This is a genomic window from Kribbella sp. NBC_01484 (genome assembly GCF_036227145.1).
Taxonomy (GTDB): Bacteria; Actinomycetota; Actinomycetes; order Propionibacteriales; family Kribbellaceae; genus Kribbella.
In genome coordinates this window covers 3688694-3708989 of the sequence record NZ_CP109437.1, presented here as the reverse complement: position 1 = coordinate 3708989, position 20296 = coordinate 3688694, and the positions used below count along the sequence as shown (strand labels likewise).

The 20296-nt window shown below is 68.4% G+C and carries 20 protein-coding genes; 9 read left to right on the top strand and 11 right to left on the bottom strand.

Going from position 1 to position 20296, the window contains the following annotated elements; translation table 11 throughout:
* Positions 1-4: 4 nt before the first annotated feature.
* Genes OG555_RS18315 through OG555_RS18305 form a run of 3 tightly spaced genes read left to right on the top strand, consistent with a single transcriptional unit; the run spans position 5 to position 3350 of the window.
* Positions 5-223 (top strand): heavy-metal-associated domain-containing protein, encoded by a 219-nt coding sequence (locus OG555_RS18315; protein WP_329484114.1) that lies wholly within the window; start codon positions 5-7, stop codon positions 221-223.
* Positions 220-1119, top strand: a complete 900-nt coding sequence (locus OG555_RS18310) for a hypothetical protein (RefSeq protein ID WP_329484113.1) — start codon at positions 220-222, stop codon at positions 1117-1119. The genes OG555_RS18315 and OG555_RS18310 overlap by 4 nt, the downstream gene beginning before the upstream one ends.
* A complete protein-coding gene (locus tag OG555_RS18305) occupies positions 1116-3350 on the top strand; it encodes a heavy metal translocating P-type ATPase (RefSeq protein ID WP_329484112.1) in 2235 nt (744 codons plus the stop codon). The genes OG555_RS18310 and OG555_RS18305 overlap by 4 nt, the downstream gene beginning before the upstream one ends.
* A gap of 49 nt (positions 3351-3399) precedes the next feature.
* Here OG555_RS18305 and OG555_RS18300 read toward each other — a convergent pair whose 3' ends face one another.
* The 5 genes from OG555_RS18300 to OG555_RS18280 all read right to left on the bottom strand — a co-directional run bounded on the left by OG555_RS18300 (position 3400) and on the right by OG555_RS18280 (position 9595).
* On the bottom strand, positions 3400-4941 hold the full coding sequence (locus OG555_RS18300) for a glycoside hydrolase family 13 protein (protein WP_329484111.1): 1542 nt from the start codon (positions 4939-4941) through the stop codon (positions 3400-3402).
* Positions 4942-4950: 9 nt separating this feature from the next.
* Positions 4951-5820 (bottom strand): carbohydrate ABC transporter permease, encoded by an 870-nt coding sequence (locus OG555_RS18295; protein WP_329484110.1) that lies wholly within the window; start codon positions 5818-5820, stop codon positions 4951-4953.
* On the bottom strand, positions 5817-6590 hold the full coding sequence (locus tag OG555_RS18290; RefSeq protein ID WP_329484109.1) for a carbohydrate ABC transporter permease: 774 nt from the start codon (positions 6588-6590) through the stop codon (positions 5817-5819). Before OG555_RS18290 ends, OG555_RS18295 begins: the two co-directional genes overlap by 4 nt.
* A 179-nt stretch (positions 6591-6769) precedes the next feature.
* On the bottom strand, positions 6770-8140 hold the full coding sequence (locus OG555_RS18285) for an ABC transporter substrate-binding protein (protein WP_329484108.1): 1371 nt from the start codon (positions 8138-8140) through the stop codon (positions 6770-6772).
* 462 nt (positions 8141-8602) lie between these two features.
* Complete coding sequence (locus OG555_RS18280; RefSeq protein WP_328524130.1) at positions 8603-9595, bottom strand: LacI family DNA-binding transcriptional regulator; 993 nt, start codon at positions 9593-9595, stop codon at positions 8603-8605.
* A gap of 67 nt (positions 9596-9662) precedes the next feature.
* On the opposite strand from OG555_RS18280, the gene OG555_RS18275 reads away from it, so the two are divergent.
* The 3 genes from OG555_RS18275 to OG555_RS18265 are packed head-to-tail and all read left to right on the top strand — an operon-like array spanning position 9663 to position 12490.
* The gene (locus OG555_RS18275) at positions 9663-10910 is read left to right on the top strand and encodes a DUF4032 domain-containing protein (protein ID WP_329484841.1); all 1248 of its coding nucleotides are present in this window, start codon (positions 9663-9665) and stop codon (positions 10908-10910) included.
* 52 nt (positions 10911-10962) lie between these two features.
* The gene (locus OG555_RS18270) at positions 10963-11457 is read left to right on the top strand and encodes a SigE family RNA polymerase sigma factor (RefSeq protein WP_329484107.1); all 495 of its coding nucleotides are present in this window, start codon (positions 10963-10965) and stop codon (positions 11455-11457) included.
* 1 nt (position 11458) lies between these two features.
* Positions 11459-12490, top strand: a complete 1032-nt coding sequence (locus OG555_RS18265) for a hypothetical protein (protein WP_329484106.1) — start codon at positions 11459-11461, stop codon at positions 12488-12490.
* Positions 12491-12503: 13 nt separating this feature from the next.
* Here OG555_RS18265 and OG555_RS18260 read toward each other — a convergent pair whose 3' ends face one another.
* Both OG555_RS18260 and OG555_RS18255 read right to left on the bottom strand, forming a co-directional pair.
* Positions 12504-13271 carry an SDR family NAD(P)-dependent oxidoreductase gene (locus OG555_RS18260; protein ID WP_329484105.1) on the bottom strand — a complete coding sequence of 256 codons (768 nt, stop codon included), beginning with the start codon at positions 13269-13271 and terminating at the stop codon, positions 12504-12506.
* On the bottom strand, positions 13271-14419 hold the full coding sequence (locus OG555_RS18255; RefSeq protein ID WP_329484104.1) for an acyl-CoA dehydrogenase family protein: 1149 nt from the start codon (positions 14417-14419) through the stop codon (positions 13271-13273). Before OG555_RS18255 ends, OG555_RS18260 begins: the two co-directional genes overlap by 1 nt.
* An 85-nt stretch (positions 14420-14504) precedes the next feature.
* Here OG555_RS18255 and OG555_RS18250 point away from each other — a divergent pair, with 85 nt between their 5' ends.
* The 3 genes from OG555_RS18250 (at position 14505) to OG555_RS18240 (ending at position 17080) form a co-directional block, all read left to right on the top strand.
* The gene (locus OG555_RS18250) at positions 14505-15089 is read left to right on the top strand and encodes a TetR/AcrR family transcriptional regulator (RefSeq protein WP_329484103.1); all 585 of its coding nucleotides are present in this window, start codon (positions 14505-14507) and stop codon (positions 15087-15089) included.
* 94 nt (positions 15090-15183) lie between these two features.
* The gene (locus OG555_RS18245) at positions 15184-16068 is read left to right on the top strand and encodes a S1 family peptidase (RefSeq protein WP_329484102.1); all 885 of its coding nucleotides are present in this window, start codon (positions 15184-15186) and stop codon (positions 16066-16068) included.
* A 127-nt stretch (positions 16069-16195) separates the two neighbouring features.
* Positions 16196-17080: a S1 family peptidase gene (locus OG555_RS18240; protein ID WP_329484101.1), complete on the top strand. Its 885-nt coding sequence runs from the start codon at positions 16196-16198 to the stop codon at positions 17078-17080.
* 49 nt (positions 17081-17129) lie between these two features.
* On the opposite strand, the gene OG555_RS18235 is transcribed toward OG555_RS18240, so the two are convergent.
* The 4 genes from OG555_RS18235 to cysS are packed head-to-tail and all read right to left on the bottom strand — an operon-like array spanning position 17130 to position 20239.
* Positions 17130-17534, bottom strand: coding sequence for a type II toxin-antitoxin system VapC family toxin (locus OG555_RS18235; RefSeq protein WP_329484100.1), 405 nt, complete (start codon positions 17532-17534; stop codon positions 17130-17132).
* Entirely contained in the window at positions 17531-17812 is a 282-nt protein-coding gene (locus OG555_RS18230) for a type II toxin-antitoxin system Phd/YefM family antitoxin (RefSeq protein ID WP_329484099.1), read from the bottom strand. Before OG555_RS18230 ends, OG555_RS18235 begins: the two co-directional genes overlap by 4 nt.
* A gap of 32 nt (positions 17813-17844) precedes the next feature.
* Positions 17845-18801, bottom strand: coding sequence for a 23S rRNA (guanosine(2251)-2'-O)-methyltransferase RlmB (rlmB, locus tag OG555_RS18225; protein ID WP_329484098.1), 957 nt, complete (start codon positions 18799-18801; stop codon positions 17845-17847).
* Between the two features lies 1 nt (position 18802).
* The gene (gene cysS / locus OG555_RS18220) at positions 18803-20239 is read right to left on the bottom strand and encodes a cysteine--tRNA ligase (protein WP_329484097.1); all 1437 of its coding nucleotides are present in this window, start codon (positions 20237-20239) and stop codon (positions 18803-18805) included.
* Positions 20240-20296 lie beyond the last annotated feature (57 nt).

Below are 20296 nucleotides of genomic sequence, written 5' to 3'. Positions count from 1 at the left end.
CGATATGACCACCACCACCTATTCCGTCACCGGGATGACCTGCGGGCACTGCACCGCCGCCGTCACCGAGGAGCTGACCAAGCTTCCCGGCGTGCGGGAGGTCAGCATCGACCTGAACGCCGGCGGCACCTCCGCGGTGCACGTGACGAGCGAGTCCGCTCTCGAGGAGACCGCCGTACGCGAGGCCGTCGACGAGGCGGGCTACGAGCTGGCGGCGTCATGAGCCGGGCCGCCGCGCTCCGGCTCGGCGCGTTCGCCGGTGCGCTCGCGCTGGCCTTCGGGGCGGCGTTCGCGATCGGCTCCGCGGTCGACCCGGTCGCGGCGGCCGATCCCGCGCCCGCCCAGGCTCACGGCAACGAGGAGATGGGTGGCATGGCGGAGGAAGCAGGGCACGACGCGGGCGGGCAACTACCCGGGCTCGCGGTGTCCGACGCAGGCTACACCTTGAGTCCGGCCACCATGTCGTTCCGGTCCGGCGCCAAGACCCAACTGCGCTTCACGATCCAGGGCCCCGATGGCAAGCCGGTGACGACGTACACCAAGACGCACGAGAAGGACCTGCACCTGATCGTGGTCCGGCGTGACCTGTCCGGCTTCCACCACGTGCATCCGACCATGGACGCGACGGGCGCCTGGAGCATCCCGTTCACCTTCACCACCGGCGGGACCTGGCGGCTGTACGCCGACTTCCAGCCGGCCGGCCTGGACAAGAAGCTGACGCTGGGCACCGACGTCAGCGTCTCCGGAAGCTTCACCCCGGTCCCACTGCCAAAGCCGGCCGGCACCGCCAGCTTCACTGGGTACGACGTGACGCTCGAGGGCAATCCGGTCGCGGGACACGAGTCCGAGCTGACGTTCCGGGTCAGTCGCGGCGGGAAGCCGATCACGGACCTGCAGCCGTACCTGGGCGCGTTCGGCCACCTGGTGTCGTTGCGCAGTGGCGACCTCGCCTACCTGCACAACCACCCGGCGCAGCACGCCGAGCCCGGTATGAAGGGCGGGCCGTCGATCAGCTTCGGCACCACGTTCCCGACCGCCGGGACCTACCGGCTGTACCTCGACTTCCAGCACGCGGGTGCCGTGCACACCGCGGAGTTCACCTTACGGGTGGGATCATGACCAACACAGAAACCGGCCGGTCTGTCGAGCTCATCATCGGCGGCATGACGTGCGCCTCGTGCGCCGCCCGCGTCGAGAAGAAGCTGAACCGGATGGACGGGGTCTCGGCGACCGTCAACTACGCCACCGAGAAGGCGAAGGTGACCTACTCGGACGGCATCAGCACCGACGACCTCGTCGCGACCGTCGAGAAGACCGGCTACACCGCGACACTGCCGGCGCCAGCCGTTGCCGAGAGCAACGTTGCCGAGCCCGACGAACTGAAGCCGTTGCGTGAGCGGCTGATCGCGAGCATCGTGCTGGCGATACCGGTGATCGCGTTCGGGATGATCCCGGCGCTGCAGTTCGACTTCTGGCAGTGGGCGTCGCTGACGCTCGCCTTCCCGGTGGTGACCTGGGCGGCCTGGCCGTTCCACAAGGCCGCCTGGACCAACCTGCGGCACGCAGCCACCACGATGGACACGCTGATCTCGCTCGGCGTGCTGAGCTCGTTCCTCTGGTCGCTGTACGCGTTGTTCATCGGCGACGCCGGCAAGCCCGGGATGAAGATGCCGTTCACGCTGATCCCGTCCCGCGGCACCGGGGCCGAGGAGATCTACCTCGAGGTCGCGGTCGCCGTGACCACGTTCATCCTGGCCGGGCGGTACTTCGAGGCCCGCGCCAAGCGCCGGTCGGGCGCCGCTCTGCATGCGCTACTGGAGCTCGGCGCGAAGGATGTCGCCGTACTGCGGAACGGTGCGGAGACCCGGATCCCGGCCGACCAACTGGTCGTGGGTGACGAGTTCGTCGTCCGGCCGGGCGAGAAGGTCGCGACCGACGGGGTGATCGTGACCGGCAGCAGCGCGGTCGACGCGTCGATGCTGACCGGTGAGTCCGTGCCGGTCGAGGTCGGTTCGGGTGACCCGGTGGTGGGCGCGACCGTGAACGCCGGTGGACGGCTCGTCGTCCGGGCGACCCGGGTCGGAGCGGACACGCAGCTGGCCCAGATGGCCCGGCTGGTCGAGGATGCCCAGAACGGGAAGGCCGCGGTGCAGCGGCTGGCGGACCGGGTGTCCGGGTTCTTCGTGCCGATTGTGATCGGGCTGGCGCTGGCCACCCTGGGCTTCTGGCTCGGCAACGGTTCGCCGGTCGAGGTGGCGTTCACCGCGGCGGTCGCCGTACTGATCATCGCCTGCCCTTGTGCACTCGGGCTGGCCACACCGACCGCGTTGATGGTCGGCACCGGGCGAGGTGCGCAGCTGGGCATCCTGATCAAGGGTCCGGAGGTGCTCGAATCCACGCGCCGGGTCGACACCGTCGTACTGGACAAGACGGGCACCGTGACCACGGGCCGGATGGAGCTTGTCGACGTACTGCTGGCTCCTGGGCAGGAGCGGGCCGACGTACTGCGGCTGGCCGGGGCGCTGGAGCACTCCAGTGAGCACCCGATCGCGCAGGCCATCGCTCGTGGCGCGGCCGCCGAGGTCGGCCGGCTGCCCGAGGCCGAGGACTTCGGGAACGTCGAGGGACTTGGCGTCCAGGGCATCGTGGACGGTCATGCCGTACTCGTCGGGCGGACGCGGCTGCTGGAGGAGTGGAGTCAGCACCTGCCGGACGACCTCGCGCATGCGAAGGAGCACGCCGAGGCCGAGGGCAGTACGGCGGTCGCCGTCGGCTGGGACGGGACGGCGCGGGCCGTGCTGGTGGTCGCGGACACGGTGAAGCCGACGTCCGTGCAGGCGATCCGGGACCTTCGTGAGCTGGGTCTTCGGCCGGTCCTGTTGACCGGTGACAACGAGGCGGTAGCGACGAAGGTGGCTGCCGAGGTCGGCATCGACGAGGTGATCGCCGAGGTGCTGCCGGCCGACAAGGTCGACGTGGTGAAGAAGCTGCAGAGCGAGGGCCGGGTGGTCGCGATGGTCGGCGACGGCGTGAACGACGCGGCCGCCCTCGCCCAGGCCGACCTCGGCCTGAGCATGGGCACCGGCACCGATGTGGCGATCGAGGCCAGCGACCTGACCTTGGTCCGCGGCGACCTCCGCGCCGCCGCGGACGCCATCCGCCTGTCCCGCAGCACGCTGCGGACCATCAAGGGCAACCTGTTCTGGGCCTTCGCCTACAACGTGGCTGCGCTGCCGCTGGCCGCCGCCGGCCTGCTTAACCCCATGCTGGCCGGCGCCGCCATGGCCTTCAGCTCCGTCTTCGTCGTCTCCAACAGCCTCCGCCTCCGCCGCTTCCGTCCGCTTGGTTGAGGGTGGCGGGGAAACTTCTGGTCGGCTGACGCAAGTTTGTTTCCCCGCGTCAGCGGATCCAAGCGGTCGCGTCGCTCGGAAGCCGGCCGTCGTCGAGGGGGGTGCTGGTCAGCAGCACCTCCTCGTGCGGCGGCAGGTCGACAGGCTCGGCGCTCAAGTTGGTCACGCAGGCCAGGTTCTCGCGCCGGAACGTGAGGACACCGGGTGGTGAGTCCAGCCAGGTGAGGGTGCCGTCGCCCAGGTAGGCGGGGCGGAGCTTCAGGCCAGTGCGGTAGAGGGTGAGCATCGAGTTCTGGTCGTCGTGCTGGGACTCGACGGTGAGGTTCTTCCAGTCGGCGGGTTGCGGGAGCCAGGTCGAGCCGGCGCCGAAGCCGAACGGCGGCTCCTTGCCGGACCACGGTAGGGGGACGCGGCAACCATCCCGGCCGCGGTCGGCGCCGCCCGAGCGGGTGAAGATGGGGTCCTGGAGAAGCTCGTCGGGCAGGTTCTCGACTTCCGGAAGGCCGAGCTCTTCACCCTGGTAGACGTACAAGCCGCCGGGGAGGGCCATGGCGAGCAGGGCTGCCGCCCGGGCCCGGCGTTCGCCGAGGACGAGGTCCGTGCGCATGCCGTGCTTGCGGTCCTGGTGCGAGAACGACGTGTCCGGGCGCCCGTACTTCGTCACCGGCCGGGTGACGTCGTGGTTGGACAGCACCCAGGTCGGCGGCGCGCCGATCGGGACGTGGGTCGACAGCGTGAGATCGATGGACGCCTTCAGTTCGCCGGCCTCCCACGGCCGGGACAGGAAGTCGAAGTTGAACGCCGTGTGCATCTCGTCCGGCCGCAAGTACAGCGCGAACCGCTCCTGGTCCGGCATCCACATCTCGCCGACCAGGAACCGGGCGTCGTACGAGTCCGTGATCTGCCGCCAGCCGCGGTAGACGTCGTGCACCTCGTCGTGGTCGGTGTACGACTCCTCGACGCTGTCCAGATCCTTGAACAGTACGGCGGCACTGTCGATCCGGATCCCGTCGACGCCACGATCCAGCCAGAACCTGAGGATGTCGTGGAATTCCTCGACCACCTTGGGGTTGCGCCAGTTGAAGTCCGGCTGCTCGGGGGCGAACAGGTGCAGGTACCACTCGCCGTCCTCGACCTGGGTCCAGGCGGGGCCGTTGAAGATCGACTGCCAGTCGTTCGGCGGCTGGTCACCGCGACCTGGCCGGAAGATGAACCGCTCCCGCTCGGGTGAGCCCGGGCCGGCCCGCAGCGCCTCGACGAACCAGGCCTGCTGGTCGGAGCCGTGGTTGGGCACGATGTCGATGATCGTGCGGATGTTCAGCGCGTGCGCCTCCGCGATGTACGCCTCGGCCTCGGCCAGCGTGCCGAAGGCCGGGTCGATCGCGCGGTAGTCGGCGACGTCGTACCCGCCGTCGGCCATCGGGGACGGGTACCACGGGTTCAGCCAGATCGCGTCCACGCCGAGCTCGGCCAGGTACGGCAACCGCCGGCGGAGCCCGGCCAGATCGCCGATCCCGTCCCCGTTCCCGTCCGCGAAACTCCGCAGATAGACCTGGTAGATCGCAGCTCCACGCCACCATTCGTCGGCCATCGAATCTCCTTAACCTTTCAGGCTTCCGGCGGTGAGCCCGGCCATGATGCTCCGCTGGAAGATGAAGAACACGAGGATGGTTGGAAGGCTGGCGATCACCAGCGAGGCGATCAGCACGTTCTGCGGCATCTGCGCGGACAGCGACGCGATGCCGACACTGATCGACATCTTGTCGGTCTCCGGCAGCACCAGCAGCGGCCAGACGAAGTCCTTCCACACCGTCACCACGGACAGGATCGACACCACCCCGAGGATCGGCCGCGACACCGGCAGCACGATCGACCAGAGGATCCGCAGCGGCGACGCGCCGTCGATCTCCGCGGCCTCCAGCAGTTCGCGCGGGATCGAGTCGAAGAACCGCTTGAGCAGGAAGACGAAGAACCCGTTCGCTGCCGCCGGCAACCAGATCGCCCAGGGTGTGTTCAGCAGACTGGCGTGGAAGATCGGCAGGTCCTTCGCGACGAGGTACGTCGGCAGCAGCAGGACCATCGGCGGGATCATCAGGGTCGCCAGCATCGCGCCCAGGATCAGCTTGCCGAAGAACGGGCGGAGCTTCGACAACGCGTACGCCGCGGTCACATCTACCGCGAGCGTGAACAGCCACGCGCCACCGGCGTACAAGGCGGTGTTCTTCAGGAAGATCCCGAGCTGGAGTTGGTCCCAGGCGTCCTTGTAGACACCGAAGTCGACATGCTTCGGGAAGAAGCCCGGCGGGATCTGGGCGATCTCGTCCGGTGACTTCATTGCGCCGGTCACCATCCAGTACAGCGGGAAGACGAAGGCGCCGGTGAATCCGATCACGACGACGACCAGCGTGGTCCAGTAGATCACTCGTCCTCTCGGAGTCCGGAGTGAGAGGGGCGACACCAGAGTCCTCATCGGGCGTCCTCCTCGCGCGAGACCCGCAGGTAGACGGTGGAGAACACCAGCAGCACGATCATCAGCATCAGGCCGAGGGCGCTGCCGCCGCCGAAGTCGCCGAAGTTGAAGGCGTACTGGTACATCAGGTAGGCGACGGTGACGGTCGCGTTCTCCGGGCCGCCGCCGGTCAGCAGGTACGGCTCGATGAACACCTGCATGGTCGCGACGATCTGCAGGAGCAGCATCACCAGCAGGATCAGCTTGGTCTGCGGGACCGTCACGTGCCAGACGCGCCGGAACAGGCCGGCGCCGTCGAGCTCGGCCGATTCGTAGAGATCGCCGGGGATGCTCTGCAGCGCGGCCAGGTAGATCAGCGTGCCGGTGCCGAGGTTCATCCAGGTCGACACGAGCACGAGGCTGACGAGCGCCGTACTCGTGGAGTCCAGCCAGCTCAGCGGCGGGAGGTGGAAGACGTCGAGCACCTGGTTGAACAGGCCGTTGCCGGGGTCGTAGAACCACTTGAACAGCAGTACGGCGACCGCCGGCGGGAGCATCACCGGCAGGTAGACGACGAACCTCAGGTACGCCTTCGCGTGCCTGAGCTCGTTGAGTACGATGGCCAGCACGAAGGGAACCGCATACCCGATGACCAGCGCGAGCGCGCTGAACGCGGCCGTGTTCAGCCACGCCGACCGGAACGCCGGATCCTCGATCACCGTCCGGAAGTTGTCGAACCCGACCCACACCCCCGGATCCACGAAGTTGTTCTGCTGAAAACTCAGAACCACCTCTCGAATCATCGGATACCAGGAAAACAAGGCAAAACAGATCAGTGCACCACAGAGAAACCCGTACGCGGTGAGGTTGCGCCCAACCGCCCGGCGGAGAGCGCCGTGGTCGTCCGGTGATCGCGGGTCCGTCGTCCCCACAGCGTGGGGACGACGGACCTGCTGCTCGGTAACAGCCATCAGGTGTTCTTGGCCAGGATCTTGTTGGCCTTGCTCTCCGCGTCGGACAGCAGCTTGTCGATGTCGGCGTCCTTGCGGGTCAGCACCGCGGACATCGCCACGTCGAGGACGGCGTACAGCTCCTGCGCCTTCGGCGGTTCGAGCTTGTTGGTGATGTTCGGCTGCGCGGCGACGTACGGCGCGAAGTGGTCGACCGGAACAGTCGCGTACTGCTTGCGCAGGTCAACGATCTGCTTGCCCGGCGCGGAATCGCCGTACAGATCCGGGATCGGCAGTCCGACCGGACGGCCCTGCTCCTTGGACCGCGCGTAGTTGAACTGGCCCTGACCCGGCGTCAGCTCGTGGAACTGCAGCCAGAGCAGACCGGCCTTGATCTTCTCCGGCGTCGCCTTCGGGTTGAACATGTAGCCGTCGCCACCGCTCAGCGACGCCTTGCCGTCGGACTCCGGTACGGCGGTGACGCCGTAGTCGTCGAACTTGCCCTGGAAGTCGTTGTTCACCGACTGCACGACGTCCGGCGCGCCGATCATCATGCCGAGCTTGCCGGAACCCATCATCCGCATCAGGTCCTCCCACTGGAGGAGCTGCTTGCTGCCCATCGAGTTGTCGTCCCAGCGCATCTTCTTCAGGTTCTCCAGCACCGCCTTGCCTTCGGCGCTGTTGAACGCGGCGGTCTTGCCGTCGTCGCTGACCATCGAGCCGCCGCGGGCATAGAGCGAGGCGGCGAAGTGCCAGCCACCGGTGTTACCGGCCGAGTACTCGCCATAGCCGACGTACCCGGGGCCGAGTGCGGCGATCTTCTTCGCGTCCTCCTGCACCTCCGACCAGGTCGCCGGCGGGCTGTCCGGGTTCAGGCCGGCCTGGGTGAACAGCTTGCGGTTGTAGACCAGGCCCATGTTGTAGTTGTTGCGCGGCAGGCCGTAGGTCTTGTCGCCGTCCTTGAACACGCCCATCACGTCGGGACGCAGGTCCTTGACCGCGCCGACGCTGCCGACGTACTGGCTGATGTCCGCGGCCTGCTTGGCTTTGATGATCTTCTGGACGTCGGTGTAGTAGACGTAGAAGACATCCTCCTGGGTGCCGCCGGCCAGCTTCGCCTGGAACGTGTCCGGGTTGATGCAGGGGAACGCGTCCTTGCTCTGGATGGTGATGTTCGGGTGCAGCTTCTGGAAGGCGGCCACATCCGCGTCCCAGGCCGTGCGTTCCTTCGGATTGCTCTTCGGCGGCTGGCAGCCGACCGTGATCGTCACCGGCCCGTCCGCCGATCCCTCGGCGGCCGGCTTCTTCGCCTCCCCCGATCCGCAGGACGCGGCCAGCAGCCCGAGTCCCACCACCAACACCAGGCTGAGCCCGCGGCGCGTTGTCCTCATCGATCCACCCTCTCCCTCGATCTTGCGGACACCGTAGGCAACTCGACACCGTCGCGCAATACTTCGATTTGAGATTGCAAAATCGTGACTTCAGATGGGAAGGTGTCTGGTACGCACGGCATATAGCAGCAAACCGCCGACCGGCAGACCGGTCGGCGGCTGGGGATCGAAGGTGGGTAGTGCGCAGGCGGCGGGACACGCCGTGGCGCTCAGCCGGCGGGACCGGCGTACGGGTGGGTGACCACGGCTCCGGGCGGCCCGGCGTACTGGGGCTCGTGCTGGCCAGCCCCGCCTCTCTGCACAGCCCATCCACTGAAGCCACCGTGCAGATTCGCCGGGCTGCAGCAGTCGAGTGAAGGGACTGTGATGTGGCAATCGATTGCCGGCGGCACAGCGCTTTCAGTCGATCAGGTGACCTTGGCGAGGGGAACCTTTGTACTGGCGGATTGCCTGGTCATGATGCTAAATGCGGGCGCGGGCGGTGGAGGCCCGGACCACCAGCTCGGGCTCGAAGAGCAGTTCGTCGGCGGGTACGGCGGCCCGCTCGATCAGCGCGACCAGCATGTCGACCGCGGCCCGGCCCATCGCATCGATCGGCTGGCGGACGGTGGTCAGGGGCGGGTCGGTGCAGTTCATCATCGCGGAGTCGTCGTACCCGATCACCGAGACCTCGTCGGGGACGGAGAGACCGGCCCGGCGAACCGCGCGGATCGCGCCGAGGGCGAGGATGTCACTGGCGCAGACGATGCCGGTGACGCCGTTGTTGACCAGCCGGGTGGCGGCCGCATGCCCACCCTCGAGCGAGAACATCGTGTGCTCGACCAGGTCCGGGTCCGCCTCCTCCGAGGCGAGGAACGCGTCCAGCTTCCGCCGCGACGGGATGTGGTCGCGGGGCCCGAGCACCATCCCGATCCGGCGGTGACCGAGCGCGCGCAGGTGCCCGATCGCCATCTCCGCGGCGACGACGTCGTCCGACGACACCTGCGGGAAGCCGAGGTGGTCGACGGCCGCGTTGACCAGCACGGTCGGCAGCTTGCGCTCCTGGATCAGCTCGTAGTGCTGATGCGGCGCGTCGGCCTGCGCGTAGAACCCGCCGGCGAAGACGACCCCGGACACCTGCTGCTGCAGGAGCAGGTCCACGTAGTCGGCCTCGGACACCCCGCCGAGCGTCCGGGTGCAGAGCAAGGAGGTGAAACCTTGCTGCGCGAGCGCGCCACCGACGACCTCGGCGAACGCGGGGAAGATCGGGTTCTGCAACTCCGGCAGCACCAGCCCGACCAGCCTCGCGCGATCACCGCGCAGCTGCGTGGGACGCTCGTACCCCAGCACGTCCAGCGCGGTGAGCACCGCTTCCCGGGTCGCCTCGGATACTCCGGGCTTCCCGTTCAGGACCCGGCTCACGGTGGCTTCGCTGACGCCGACCTTCTTGGCCACCTCTGCAAGTCGTCGTGTCATGACGCAAACTCTACGCCACATCGCGCAAAATCTTGCAACGACTTACGTACCTCGCTGAAGCCTCAGGATTCCTGACAGACTGGGCGTCGTGCCCCGATTCGTCGCCACTCGCCCGGACACCGGTCTGCTGTCGCTCCCGTGGGATGTGCCGCTGGAGGACTGGCCCGAGGACAAACTGGTCGCGCTGCCGCGCGGTATCTCGCGGCATGTGGTCCGGTTCGTCCGGGTCAACGGCACTGTGTACGCGATCAAGGAGGTGCTCGAGCATCTCGCGATGCACGAGTACCGGCTGCTGCGCGACCTGGAGCGACTGGAGGCGCCCTCGGTCGAACCGGTCGGCGTGATCACCGACCGGCTGGACCGCGACGGCGAGCCGATCGACTCGATCCTGATCACCCGGCACCTGCAGTTCTCGCTGCCCTACCGCGCGCTGTTCTCGAGCACGCTGCGGCCGGACACCGTCAACCGGCTGATCGACGCCCTGGTCGCGCTGATCGTGCGGCTGCATCTGCTCGGGTTCTTCTGGGGTGACTGCTCGCTGTCCAACACGTTGTTCCGCCGGGACGCCGGCGCGTTCGCGGCGTACCTGGTGGATGCCGAGACCGGCGAGCTGCACCAGGACATCTCCGACGGGCAGCGTGCGCACGATCTGTACACCGCCGAGATCAACCTGTTCGGCGAGTTCCTCGACCTGCAGGAGGGCGGCCTGCTCGACCCGGACATCGATCCGCAGGAGACGGTCCAGTCGATCAACGACCGGTACGACGCGCTGTGGGCGGAGCTGACCGCACCCGAGGAGTTCGCCACCGACGAGATCCACCGGCTGGACTCGCGGATCCGGCGGCTGAACGACCTCGGCTTCGATGTCGCCGAGATCGACATCATTACCGACTGGGACGGCAGCCAGGTCCGGATCCAGCCGAAGGTCGTGGACGCCGGCCACCACTCGCGCCGGCTGCTCCGGCTGACCGGACTGGACGTCGAGGAGAACCAGGCCCGTCGGCTGCTGAACGACCTGGACTCCTACGCCGCCTCGACCGACCAGCAGAACGAGGACGAGGAGATCGTCGCGCACGAGTGGCTGACCGAGGTCTTCGAACCGGTCGTCCGCCTGGTCCCGCGCGACCTGAAGCGCAAGCTCGAGCCCGCCGAGGTCTTCCACGAGGTGCTCGAACACCGCTGGTTCCTGTCCGAGCAGGCCGGCCACGAGATCGACACGATGGAGGCGGCGCGGTCCTACGTGGACGACGTACTGAGCGCGAAGCCGGACGAGAAGCTCGCGCTGCCGACCCCGGCTATCCCCGAGGCCGACTGAGGTTTGCAACGTCCGGCCGCCCGCCAGCGTGGATAAGGGTGGGAGGTGCCGGATGGAAACGCCCGACTTCGACGAGTGGGTGGCGCAACGGGGTGCCGCGCTGTTGCGGTTCGCGTACCTGCTCACGCGCGACCATGCTCGCGCCGAGGAAGCCGTGCAGGACGCGCTGATCGCCGCGTACTCGCGGTGGACCCGGATCTGTCGTGGTCAGGACCCCGAGGCCTACGTCCGCCGGTCGATCGTGAACGCCGACATCTCCCGGTGGCGCAGGTTCCTCCGTCGGGAGACGCCGACCCCGAACCCGGCGGCCGAGTCCGCCGGCATGGACCTTGCGGACGCGCAGGCGGAGCACGACGCGGTCTGGGCTCTGTGTGCGACCTTGCCGACCAAGCAACGCGCCGCGGTCGTCCTGCGGTACTACGAGGACCTGCCCGACGCCGAGATCGCCGAGATCCTCGACTGCTCGCCCGCCACCGTCCGCTCGCAGATCCACCGGGCGCTGGCCACCCTGCGCACCACGCTGACCACGGCCGAGGAGGCCACCTGATATGGACGCAACCGAGGACCTGGTCGCGGCGAGCCTGTCGAGGCACGCGGCCGACGCACCGTCGGACGACCATCTGTTGTCCGATGTCCACCATCGCCTACGCCGCCGCCGTACCGGCCGCACCATCGGTGCCACCGTCCTGGCCTGCGCCGCGGTCGCCACCGCGATCACCGCGGCCCACTCCCTCACCGACCTCCGGACCGACCCGCCGATCGCCCGCCCTGGCACGGCTGAGCCGGGCTGGCGCTGGGAGTCGTACAAGTTCGCGCAGGTGCAGGTCCCCGAGTCCTGGACGCAGTACATCTCCGGCGCGGCACCCTGTACGACGTTCTCGTCGTCGAGCCAGCCGGTGATCGGACGGTTCAACGACTGGCTCGGGAAGTCGGGCCACACGTGTGAGGACGCCGTACTCCCGCTGGATCGGCGGGTTCCGTACCTGTGGTTCAACGACGTCCAGGCGCCCGGGATCAAGCAGTACGACGGGGGCTGGACCGAGGAGACACGCTATGTCGGCGGGACGAAGGTCAGCGTGCTGACCAACGACGACGCACTCCGCCGGCGCATCCTCGACACCGCCCGCCCGATCACCGGCACCGACGACTACGGCTGCACACCTGCGGACTTCCGGCCACCCGGCACCAGTACGAGCGATCCGGTCACGTCAGCCGGTATCTGCGAGTACTGGAAGGGCTCCCTGGTCGCCGGATCGAGCGTCCCCGCAGAACAGGCCGCCGAACTCGCCGGCCTCCTGCGCGCCGCGCCCGAGGGCCGGCCACCGGAGACTCCACCCGGCTGCCAGGACCCGTCTCCCCGCACCTACGTGGTCATCCTCCACACCGGGTCCGCCTCGTGGCCGGTCCGCGTCACCTATTCAAGCTGCAACCTCGCCCGCCAGTTCCCGGCCGACGACGGCACGACCCGGCGCCTTATCGGCTACCCGGCCCTGGACCTCATCCGCACCGGCGTCCACAACCCCAACCAGCCCAGCGACCTCTTCGACCCGGCCCGCCCGCTCACCCCATCACCCCGCTGACGGTCGAAGTGGGTCAGCGGGGTGGCATGCGGAGGGCGCCGTCGAGGCGGATGACTTCGCCGTTGAGGAGTTGGTTGTCGAGGATGTGGCCGACCAGCGCGGCGTACTCGGAGGGGTGGCCCAGCCGGGACGGGTGCGGGACCTGCTGCTCGAGGATGGTGCGGGTTTCTTCGGGGAGGCCGGCCAGCATCGGCGTCTCCATGGTGCCGGGGGCGATGGTGACGACGCGGATGCCCTTGTCGGCGAGATCCCTGGCGGCGGTGAGGGTGAGACCGACGATGCCGCCCTTGCTGGCCGCGTACGCCGCCTGGCCGACCTGACCGTCGTACGCCGCGATCGACGCGGTCATCACCACCACACCGCGATCACCGTCCTCGCCGGGCTCCTGGGCGATCATCCGCTCGGCGGCCAGTCGGAGCACGTTGAAGGTGCCGACCAGGTTCACCTCGACGACCTGCCGAAACGTTGCCAGCGGCAATGGACCCTTGCGGCCGACGACCCGCCCGGGCGTCGCGATCCCGGCGCAGGTGACGACCACCCGCAGCGTCCCCAGCGCAGCGGCGGCGTCGAGGGCAGCGGTCACGGCAGCCTCGTCGGTGACGTCGGCCGGGGCGAACACGACCCGGTCGCCCAGCTCGTCCGCGACGGCCTTGCCCGCCGAGGACGGCAGGTCGACGATCACGACCCCCAGTCCGTCGGCGGCGAGCCGGCGGACCGTCGCCTCTCCGAGCCCGGAACCACCACCGGTGACCAGGGCGACGTCGGCCGGGCCAAATTTCATCAAACGCTCCTCAGCAGGTCGCGGCTGATCACCAGCCGCTGGATCTGGTTGGTTCCTTCGAAGATCTGGGTCACCTTGGCCTCACGCATGTACCGCTCGGCCGGGAACTCGCGGGTGTAACCGTACCCACCGAGCACCTGCACCGCGTCGGTGGTGACCTTCATCGCCGCGTCCGTGCAGATCAGCTTGGCGATCGCCGCCTGCTGCGTGAACGGCCGGCCGAGGTCGCGCCGCCGAGCGGCCTGCAGGTACGTCGACCGGGCGGACTCGACCGCGGCCGCCATGTCGGCGAGCAGGAACTGGATCCCCTGGAAATCCGCGATCGGCTGCCCGAACTGCTGCCGCTCCTTCGCGTACGCCGCGGCCACGTCGAGCGCGGCCTGGGCCAGGCCGGTCGCGCACGCGGCGATCCCAAGCCGGCCGGAGTCCAGCGCGGACAGCGCGATCCGCATGCCGTCACCCTCGGCGCCGATCAGGTTCGCGGCCGGGATCCGGACGTCGTCGTAGTTGACCAGCGTGGTGGTCGACCCGGTCAGGCCCATCTTGCGCTCGGGCGCGCCGAAGCTGAGCCCCGCGGACGACGCCGGCACGTGGAACGCGGAGATCCCGCGTTTCGGGTCGTCCGAGGTCCGGGCGAAGGTGGTGTAGAAGTCGGCGTGCGAGCCGTGGCTTATCCATGCCTTCGTCCCGTTCAGGACGTACTGGTCGTCATCGCGGACGGCACGAGTGGTCATCGCGCTGATGTCGGATCCGGCCTGCGGCTCGGACAGCGCGTAGGCGCCGAGCAGGTCGCCGCCGACCATGTCGGGCAGCAGGCGGGCCCGCTGCTCCTCGGTGCCGAACGTCGCCATGGCGTAGCTGGTCATGGTGTGGACGGAGACCCCGACGCCGACCGACATCCAGGCGGCGGCGATCTCCTCCAGCATCTGCAGGTACACCTCGTACGGCTGCTCGGCGCCGCCGTACTGCTCCGGGTAGGGCAGGCCGAGCAGGCCGGCCTTGCCGAGCGTGCGGAACGCCTCCCGTGGGAAGGTCTCGCTCTCCTCGGCCCGGGCCGCGTGCGGCGCGAGCTCGTGCTCGCACAGGTCACGGACCAGGCCGAGCAGATCAACGGATTCATCGGTCGGCAGGAGACGATCGACAGCCATCAGGCACCCCTCTCAACGGCTGACGAAATGATACTCGTAATGATACTGAAGCACATAATTCCGTATCGTTCTATGCTGTCTCGATATGACAACAGTCGTTCCGGGGCGCCGTACCCGCCGGCAGTCCGAGCTGCTCGACCGGCTCTTGGTCCTGTTCCTCGAACAAGGCTTCAGCCGGTTCACCCTGGACGACCTGGCCGCCGAGCTGCGCTGCAGCAAGACGACCCTCTACGCGCTCGCGCCGAGCAAGGAACAGCTCGCCGTCGAGGTGGTGAAGCACTACTTCAAGAATGCCACCGCGCAGGTGGAGTCCGCGGTGGCCCGGCAGACCCGGCACGACCGGCGGATCGCGGCGTACCTGAACGCGGTCGCGGACGCGCTCCGGCCGGCCAGCCGGACCTTCCTGGACGACGTGGCCACGTTCGCGCCGGCCCGGTCGGTGTACGAGCGGAACACCCGGATCGCGGCCGAGCGGGTGCGGTCGCTGATCGAGGACGGGATCAACAACAAGATGTTCCGGCAGGTCGACATCGCGTTCGCGGCCGAGATGATCGCGCACACCATGCAGGCGATCCAGCGCGGTGACATCGCCCGCCGTACCGGCCTGAACGACGCCGAGGCCTACCGCGAGCTCGCCTCTTTCGTGCTCCACTCGCTCCGCATGGACTGAGCCTGCGGACGCCTAGACTCCAGCACCGGACATCCGATGTCCTGAAGACGCCACTCCGCTCATCAGAGCCGCACGCCCCGGAAGGCTGATGGCCATGAAATCGTCCACTCTTCGACGCACCGCGGCGATGCTCGCCGCCACCGCGCTGACCCTTGTCGCCACGATGCCTGCCAAGGCCGATCCGGTGAAGCCGCCCCGGCTGTCCGCCGCCGCGATCACCTCGGCCCTGAACGAGCAGGTGAACACGCCGGGCACCGCCTGGATGACCAAGCCGGACGGCACCGTCGTCGTCTCCTACGACACCACCGTCACCGGCAGCAAGCTCACCGCACTGACCAGCGTGACCAAGCGGCTCGGTCAGGGCATCACGATGGAGAAGCTGCCCGGCAAGCTGACCAAGTACATCAGCGGCGGCATGGCGACGTACGGCGGCGACGTCAGGTGCTCGGTCGGCTTCAACGTGCAGCGGCGTGGGAAGTACTACTTCCTCACCGCCGGTCACTGCGGCAACGAGGCCGCCCGGTGGTACCAGGACGCCAACCACCAGGTCTTCACCGGCGCGGTGCACGCCTCCAGCTACCCGTGGAACGACTACTCGCTGATCGTCTACCGCACTGACATCAAGATGAAGCCGCCGGGCGGCAGTGTGTACCTCTACAACGGGCACTCGCAGGACATCACGACGGCGATGAACCCGGGCATCGGGCAGTACGTGTACCGCAGCGGCTCCACCAGCGGTCTGCACAGCGGCCGCGTTACCGGGCTGAATGCGACGGTCAACTACGGCGACGGCCGGGTGGCCGGACTGATCCGCACCAGCGTCTGCGCGGAGCCGGGCGACTCTGGCGGTCCGCTGTTCTACCGGCAGTGGGCGTTCGGCCTGACCTCGGGCGGCTCCGGCGACTGCACCTCGGGCGGTGTCACCTACTTCCAGCCGGTAGTCGAGGCCCTCAACGTGTACGGCGTCTCCATCTACTGAACGCAGGTTTCCCCTACGCTCCGGATTCACCTGAATACTCAGGGAGAGAACGGGGTACGAGTGCTCACGGTTTAAGTCAAGGACGCACCCGCCCCGAGCGCGTCCTCATCGTGAGGAGGCTGAAACCGTGACATTTTCGCCTATCCGCCGTACCACCGCGATCCTGGCCGCCGCCGGGCTCGCTGCCGCCGGACTGTTGGCCACCCAGGCCTCGGCCGCGACGATCAACCCGTCGACGCTGTCCGCATCCGCGATCACCGCGACCTTGAGCAAGGACGCATCGATCCCGGGCACCGCCTGGCAGACGAACCCGGACGGCCGGATCATCGTGTCGTACGACGACACGGTCACCGGTGCCAAGATGTCGGCGCTGACCGGTGTCACCAAGCAGTTCGGCAACCGGGTCACGCTGGAGAAGATCCCCGGCAGACTGACGAAGTACATCGCCGGCGGTGACGCCATCTACGGCGGGCAGTACCGCTGCTCGCTCGGCTTCAACGTCCGCAGTGGCAGCACGTACTACTTCCTGACCGCGGGCCACTGCGGCAACATCGCGTCCAGTTGGTACGCGAACTCGAGCAAGACCACGCTGCTCGGGACGACCTTCGGGTCGAGCTTCCCGGGGAACGACTACGCGATCGTGAAGTACAGCACGTCGTACACGAACCACCCCGGCACGGTGGACCTGTACAACGGCTCCTCGCAGGACATCACGTCCGCCGGCAACGCGTCTGTCGGCCAGGCGGTCAAGCGCAGCGGTAGCACCACCGGTGTGCACAGCGGTTCGGTCACGGCCACCAACGCCACGGTGAACTACGCCGAGGGCACGGTCACCGGTCTGATCCGCACCAACGTCTGCGCCGAGGGTGGCGATTCCGGCGGCGCCCTGTTCGCGGGCTCCGTCGCCCTCGGTCTGACCTCCGGTGGCTCCGGCAACTGCTCCTCCGGCGGTACGACGTACTTCCAGCCCGTCACCGAAGCGCTCTCGCGCTACGGCGTCAGCGTCTACTGACGCACTCGTGGACTACAGGCCCGGGATCTCGTCCCGGGCCTGTAGTGCTTCACGCGGGCGCAAGTACAGGAAACCCGAGCTCCTCCGCCGCGATGGTCAGTTCCTTGTCGTAGGTCACGAACTCCGACAGGTCCGCGCGGAACGGATCGGCACTGGCGAGCTGGATTGCATCCCGCGAGCCGAGTCTCGGGGTCTGGTATGCCATCGCCCGGCCTAGCACCGTCGAGGTGAGATCGACCAGGTAGACACCCCGCACTGCTTGCCCCGCGAAGTACGGGACTTGCTGATGGTCGACGCCGGCCCGCAACAGCGTGCGAGTGATTTCGAGCCGTGCCAGTTCACTCGTCACCAGTTCGGTCCCCGTCGGCAGCGACTCGCGCCACGCACGCAGAGCCGCCGACTCGGCTTCCGGTTTGATGAACTTGAGCAGCGCGCAGGCGTCCAGGTAGATCACCTGTTCCGCTCCTTGTCGCGATCAGCGATGAGCAGGTCAGACAGGCTCCCGACCTCTGGCGCCAACTCCAGCACGAGATCCGGCATCCCCAGCTCGGCCGGCGGTGTCACCTCGCCGGAGTCGATCATGTGCTGCAAGGCTCCTGGCCGTTCGTCCACCGGGACGAGACGTAGGACCGGCCGGCCCCGGTCGGTCACCACGATCGTCTCCCCGGCGCGCACCCGGGCCACCGCCTTCGACGGGTTCTGGTTCAGCTCGCGCAGCCCTATGGTCTCCATACCCATCAATGTACCTACATCATGTAGTTACATCACGCGCGGCGGCGGGAGATTTCGTAGAGGGTGACGCCGGTGGCGATGCCGGCGTTGAGGGACTCCGTCGCGGTGGTCATCGGGATGGAGACGATGAGGTCGCAGTTCTCCCGGACCAGGCGGGCCAGGCCCTTGCCTTCGGAGCCGACGACCAGGACCAGCGGCTCGGTGGCGGCGTCGAGGTCGGGGAGCTCGACTGCGCCATCCATGTCGAGGCCGATGACCATCAGGCCGGCGTCCTTGTAGGACTTGAGGGCGCGGTTGAGGTTGGTGGCTCGGGCGACCGGGATCCGGGCCGCCGCGCCGGCCGACGTCTTCCACGCGGACGCGGACATGGACGCCGCACGACGCTCCGGCACGAGTACGCCGTGGGCACCGAAGGCGGCCGCGGACCGGGTGATCGCGCCCAGGTTGCGCGGGTCGGTCACGCCGTCGAGCGCGACGATGAGCGGCACCTCGCCGGCGTCGTACGCCCGGGTGAGCAGGTCGTCGGGATGCGCGTACTCGTACGGCGGGATCTGGATCGCGACGCCCTGGTGGGCCCCACCGGCGGTGACCCGGTCGAGCTCGGTCCGGGGCACCTCGAGCACCGAGATGCCGTGCTCGACCGCGATCAGCAACGCCTCCCGCAGCCGCGCGTCCCGTTCGGTGCCTTCGGCAACATGCAGCGCGGCGGCCGGGACGCCGGCCCGCAGCGCCTCGACCACCGGGTTGCGGCCGTAGACCCACTCGACGCCCGTGTCCATGGACTTGCGGGCCGGCCGGTTGCGGTCGCCCTCGTTGGCGCGCTCCTGGGCCTTCGCCCGCTTGTGCGCGGGGTGCTTGACCCGGTCCACCGCCTTCGGTGTCGGGCCTCTGCCCTCGAGACCGCGGCGGACCCGGCCACCGGATCCGGCCGTCGGGTTCCCCTTCGGCTTCTTCCGGATGGCGCCCTTGCGCTGGCTACTGCCTGGCACGTCAGTTTCCTTCGTCGGTAGTAATCGGTGCCGCGAGCGACCAGCGTGGTCCCTGCGGCGTGTCCTCGACGACGACGCCGAGTGCCTTCAGCCGGTCGCGGATCGCGTCCGACGCGGCATAGTCCTTGCGCTCGCGGGCGGCCTGCCGCTGCTCGAGCAGCGCCTTCACCAGCCCGTCCACCACCTCGGTGAGCTCGTCGCCGACCGCGGCCCGCGAGGCCCACGGCTCCGCCAGCGGGTCCAGCCCGAGCACGCCGAGCATCCCGCGCACGGCGGCCAGCGCCTCCCGCAGCGCGGGCGAGTCGCCGTCGGCGACCAGCTTGTTCCCGTCACGGACGGTGTTGTGCAGTACGGCGACCGCCGCCGGCGTCCCGAGGTCGTCGTCCATCGCGGCGACGAAGTCCGTCGGCAGCTCCACCGCCGGCTCGACCCCACCCGTCACCTCGTCGGCCCGGGTGACGAAACCCTCGATCCGCTGGAAGCTCGTCGCGGCCTCGTCCAGCGCGGCGAACGAGAACTCCACCACGGACCGGTAGTGCGACTGGACCAGGTAGTACCGCAGCTCGATCGGCCGCACCCGCTGGACCACATTGCGCACGCTCGCGCCGTTGCCCAAAGACTTGGACATCTTCTCGCCGGCAGTGGTGACCAGCGCGCTGTGCATCCAGAACCGGGCGAACTTCTGCCCGACCGCGGTCGACTGGGCCAGCTCGTTCTCGTGGTGCGGGAAGCGCAGGTCCAGCCCACCGCCGTGGATGTCGAACTCGTCACCCAGATACTTGCCCGCCATCGCGGAGCACTCCAGATGCCAGCCCGGGCGGCCGCGGCCCCACGGCGTCGGCCAGGAGGCCGTCCGCGGTGTGCCCTCGGTGTAGCCCTTCCAGAGCGCGAAGTCGCGCGGATCCCGCTTGCCGCGTGGATCCGCGTCCTCGGCGGGCTCCATGTCCTCGATCTTCTGGTGGGACAGAGCGCCGTACGACGGCCAGGACCTGACGTCGAAGTAGACGTCGCCGGAGCCGTCCGGAGCGACGTACGCGTGCCCGCGCTCGATCAGCTCGGCGATCATCTCCAGCATCTCCGGGACGTGACCGGTCGCGCGCGGCTCGTACGTCGGCGGGCGGCAGCCGAGCACGTCGTACGCCCAGTGCAGCTCGCGCTCGAACTCGTAGGCGTGCGCCCACCACGGCACGTGCCGCTCGGCCGATTTGGCCAGGATCTTGTCGTCGATGTCGGTCACGTTCGCGATCACGGTGACCTGGTAGCCCGAGCGCTCCAGCCAGCGCCGCAGGACGTCGAAGACGACCTCCTTGTAGATGTGCCCGACGTGCGGGGCACCCTGCACCGTCAGCCCACAGTGGTAGATCCCGACCTGGCCCGGATGGACCGGCACGAAATCCCTCACTGCTGCCGTTGCGGTGTCGTACAAGCGAAGTGTCACCGGTCAAGGGTAACGGGAAGTGGCACTCCTCCTTGACAAGATGTCCCCAAGCTCGCT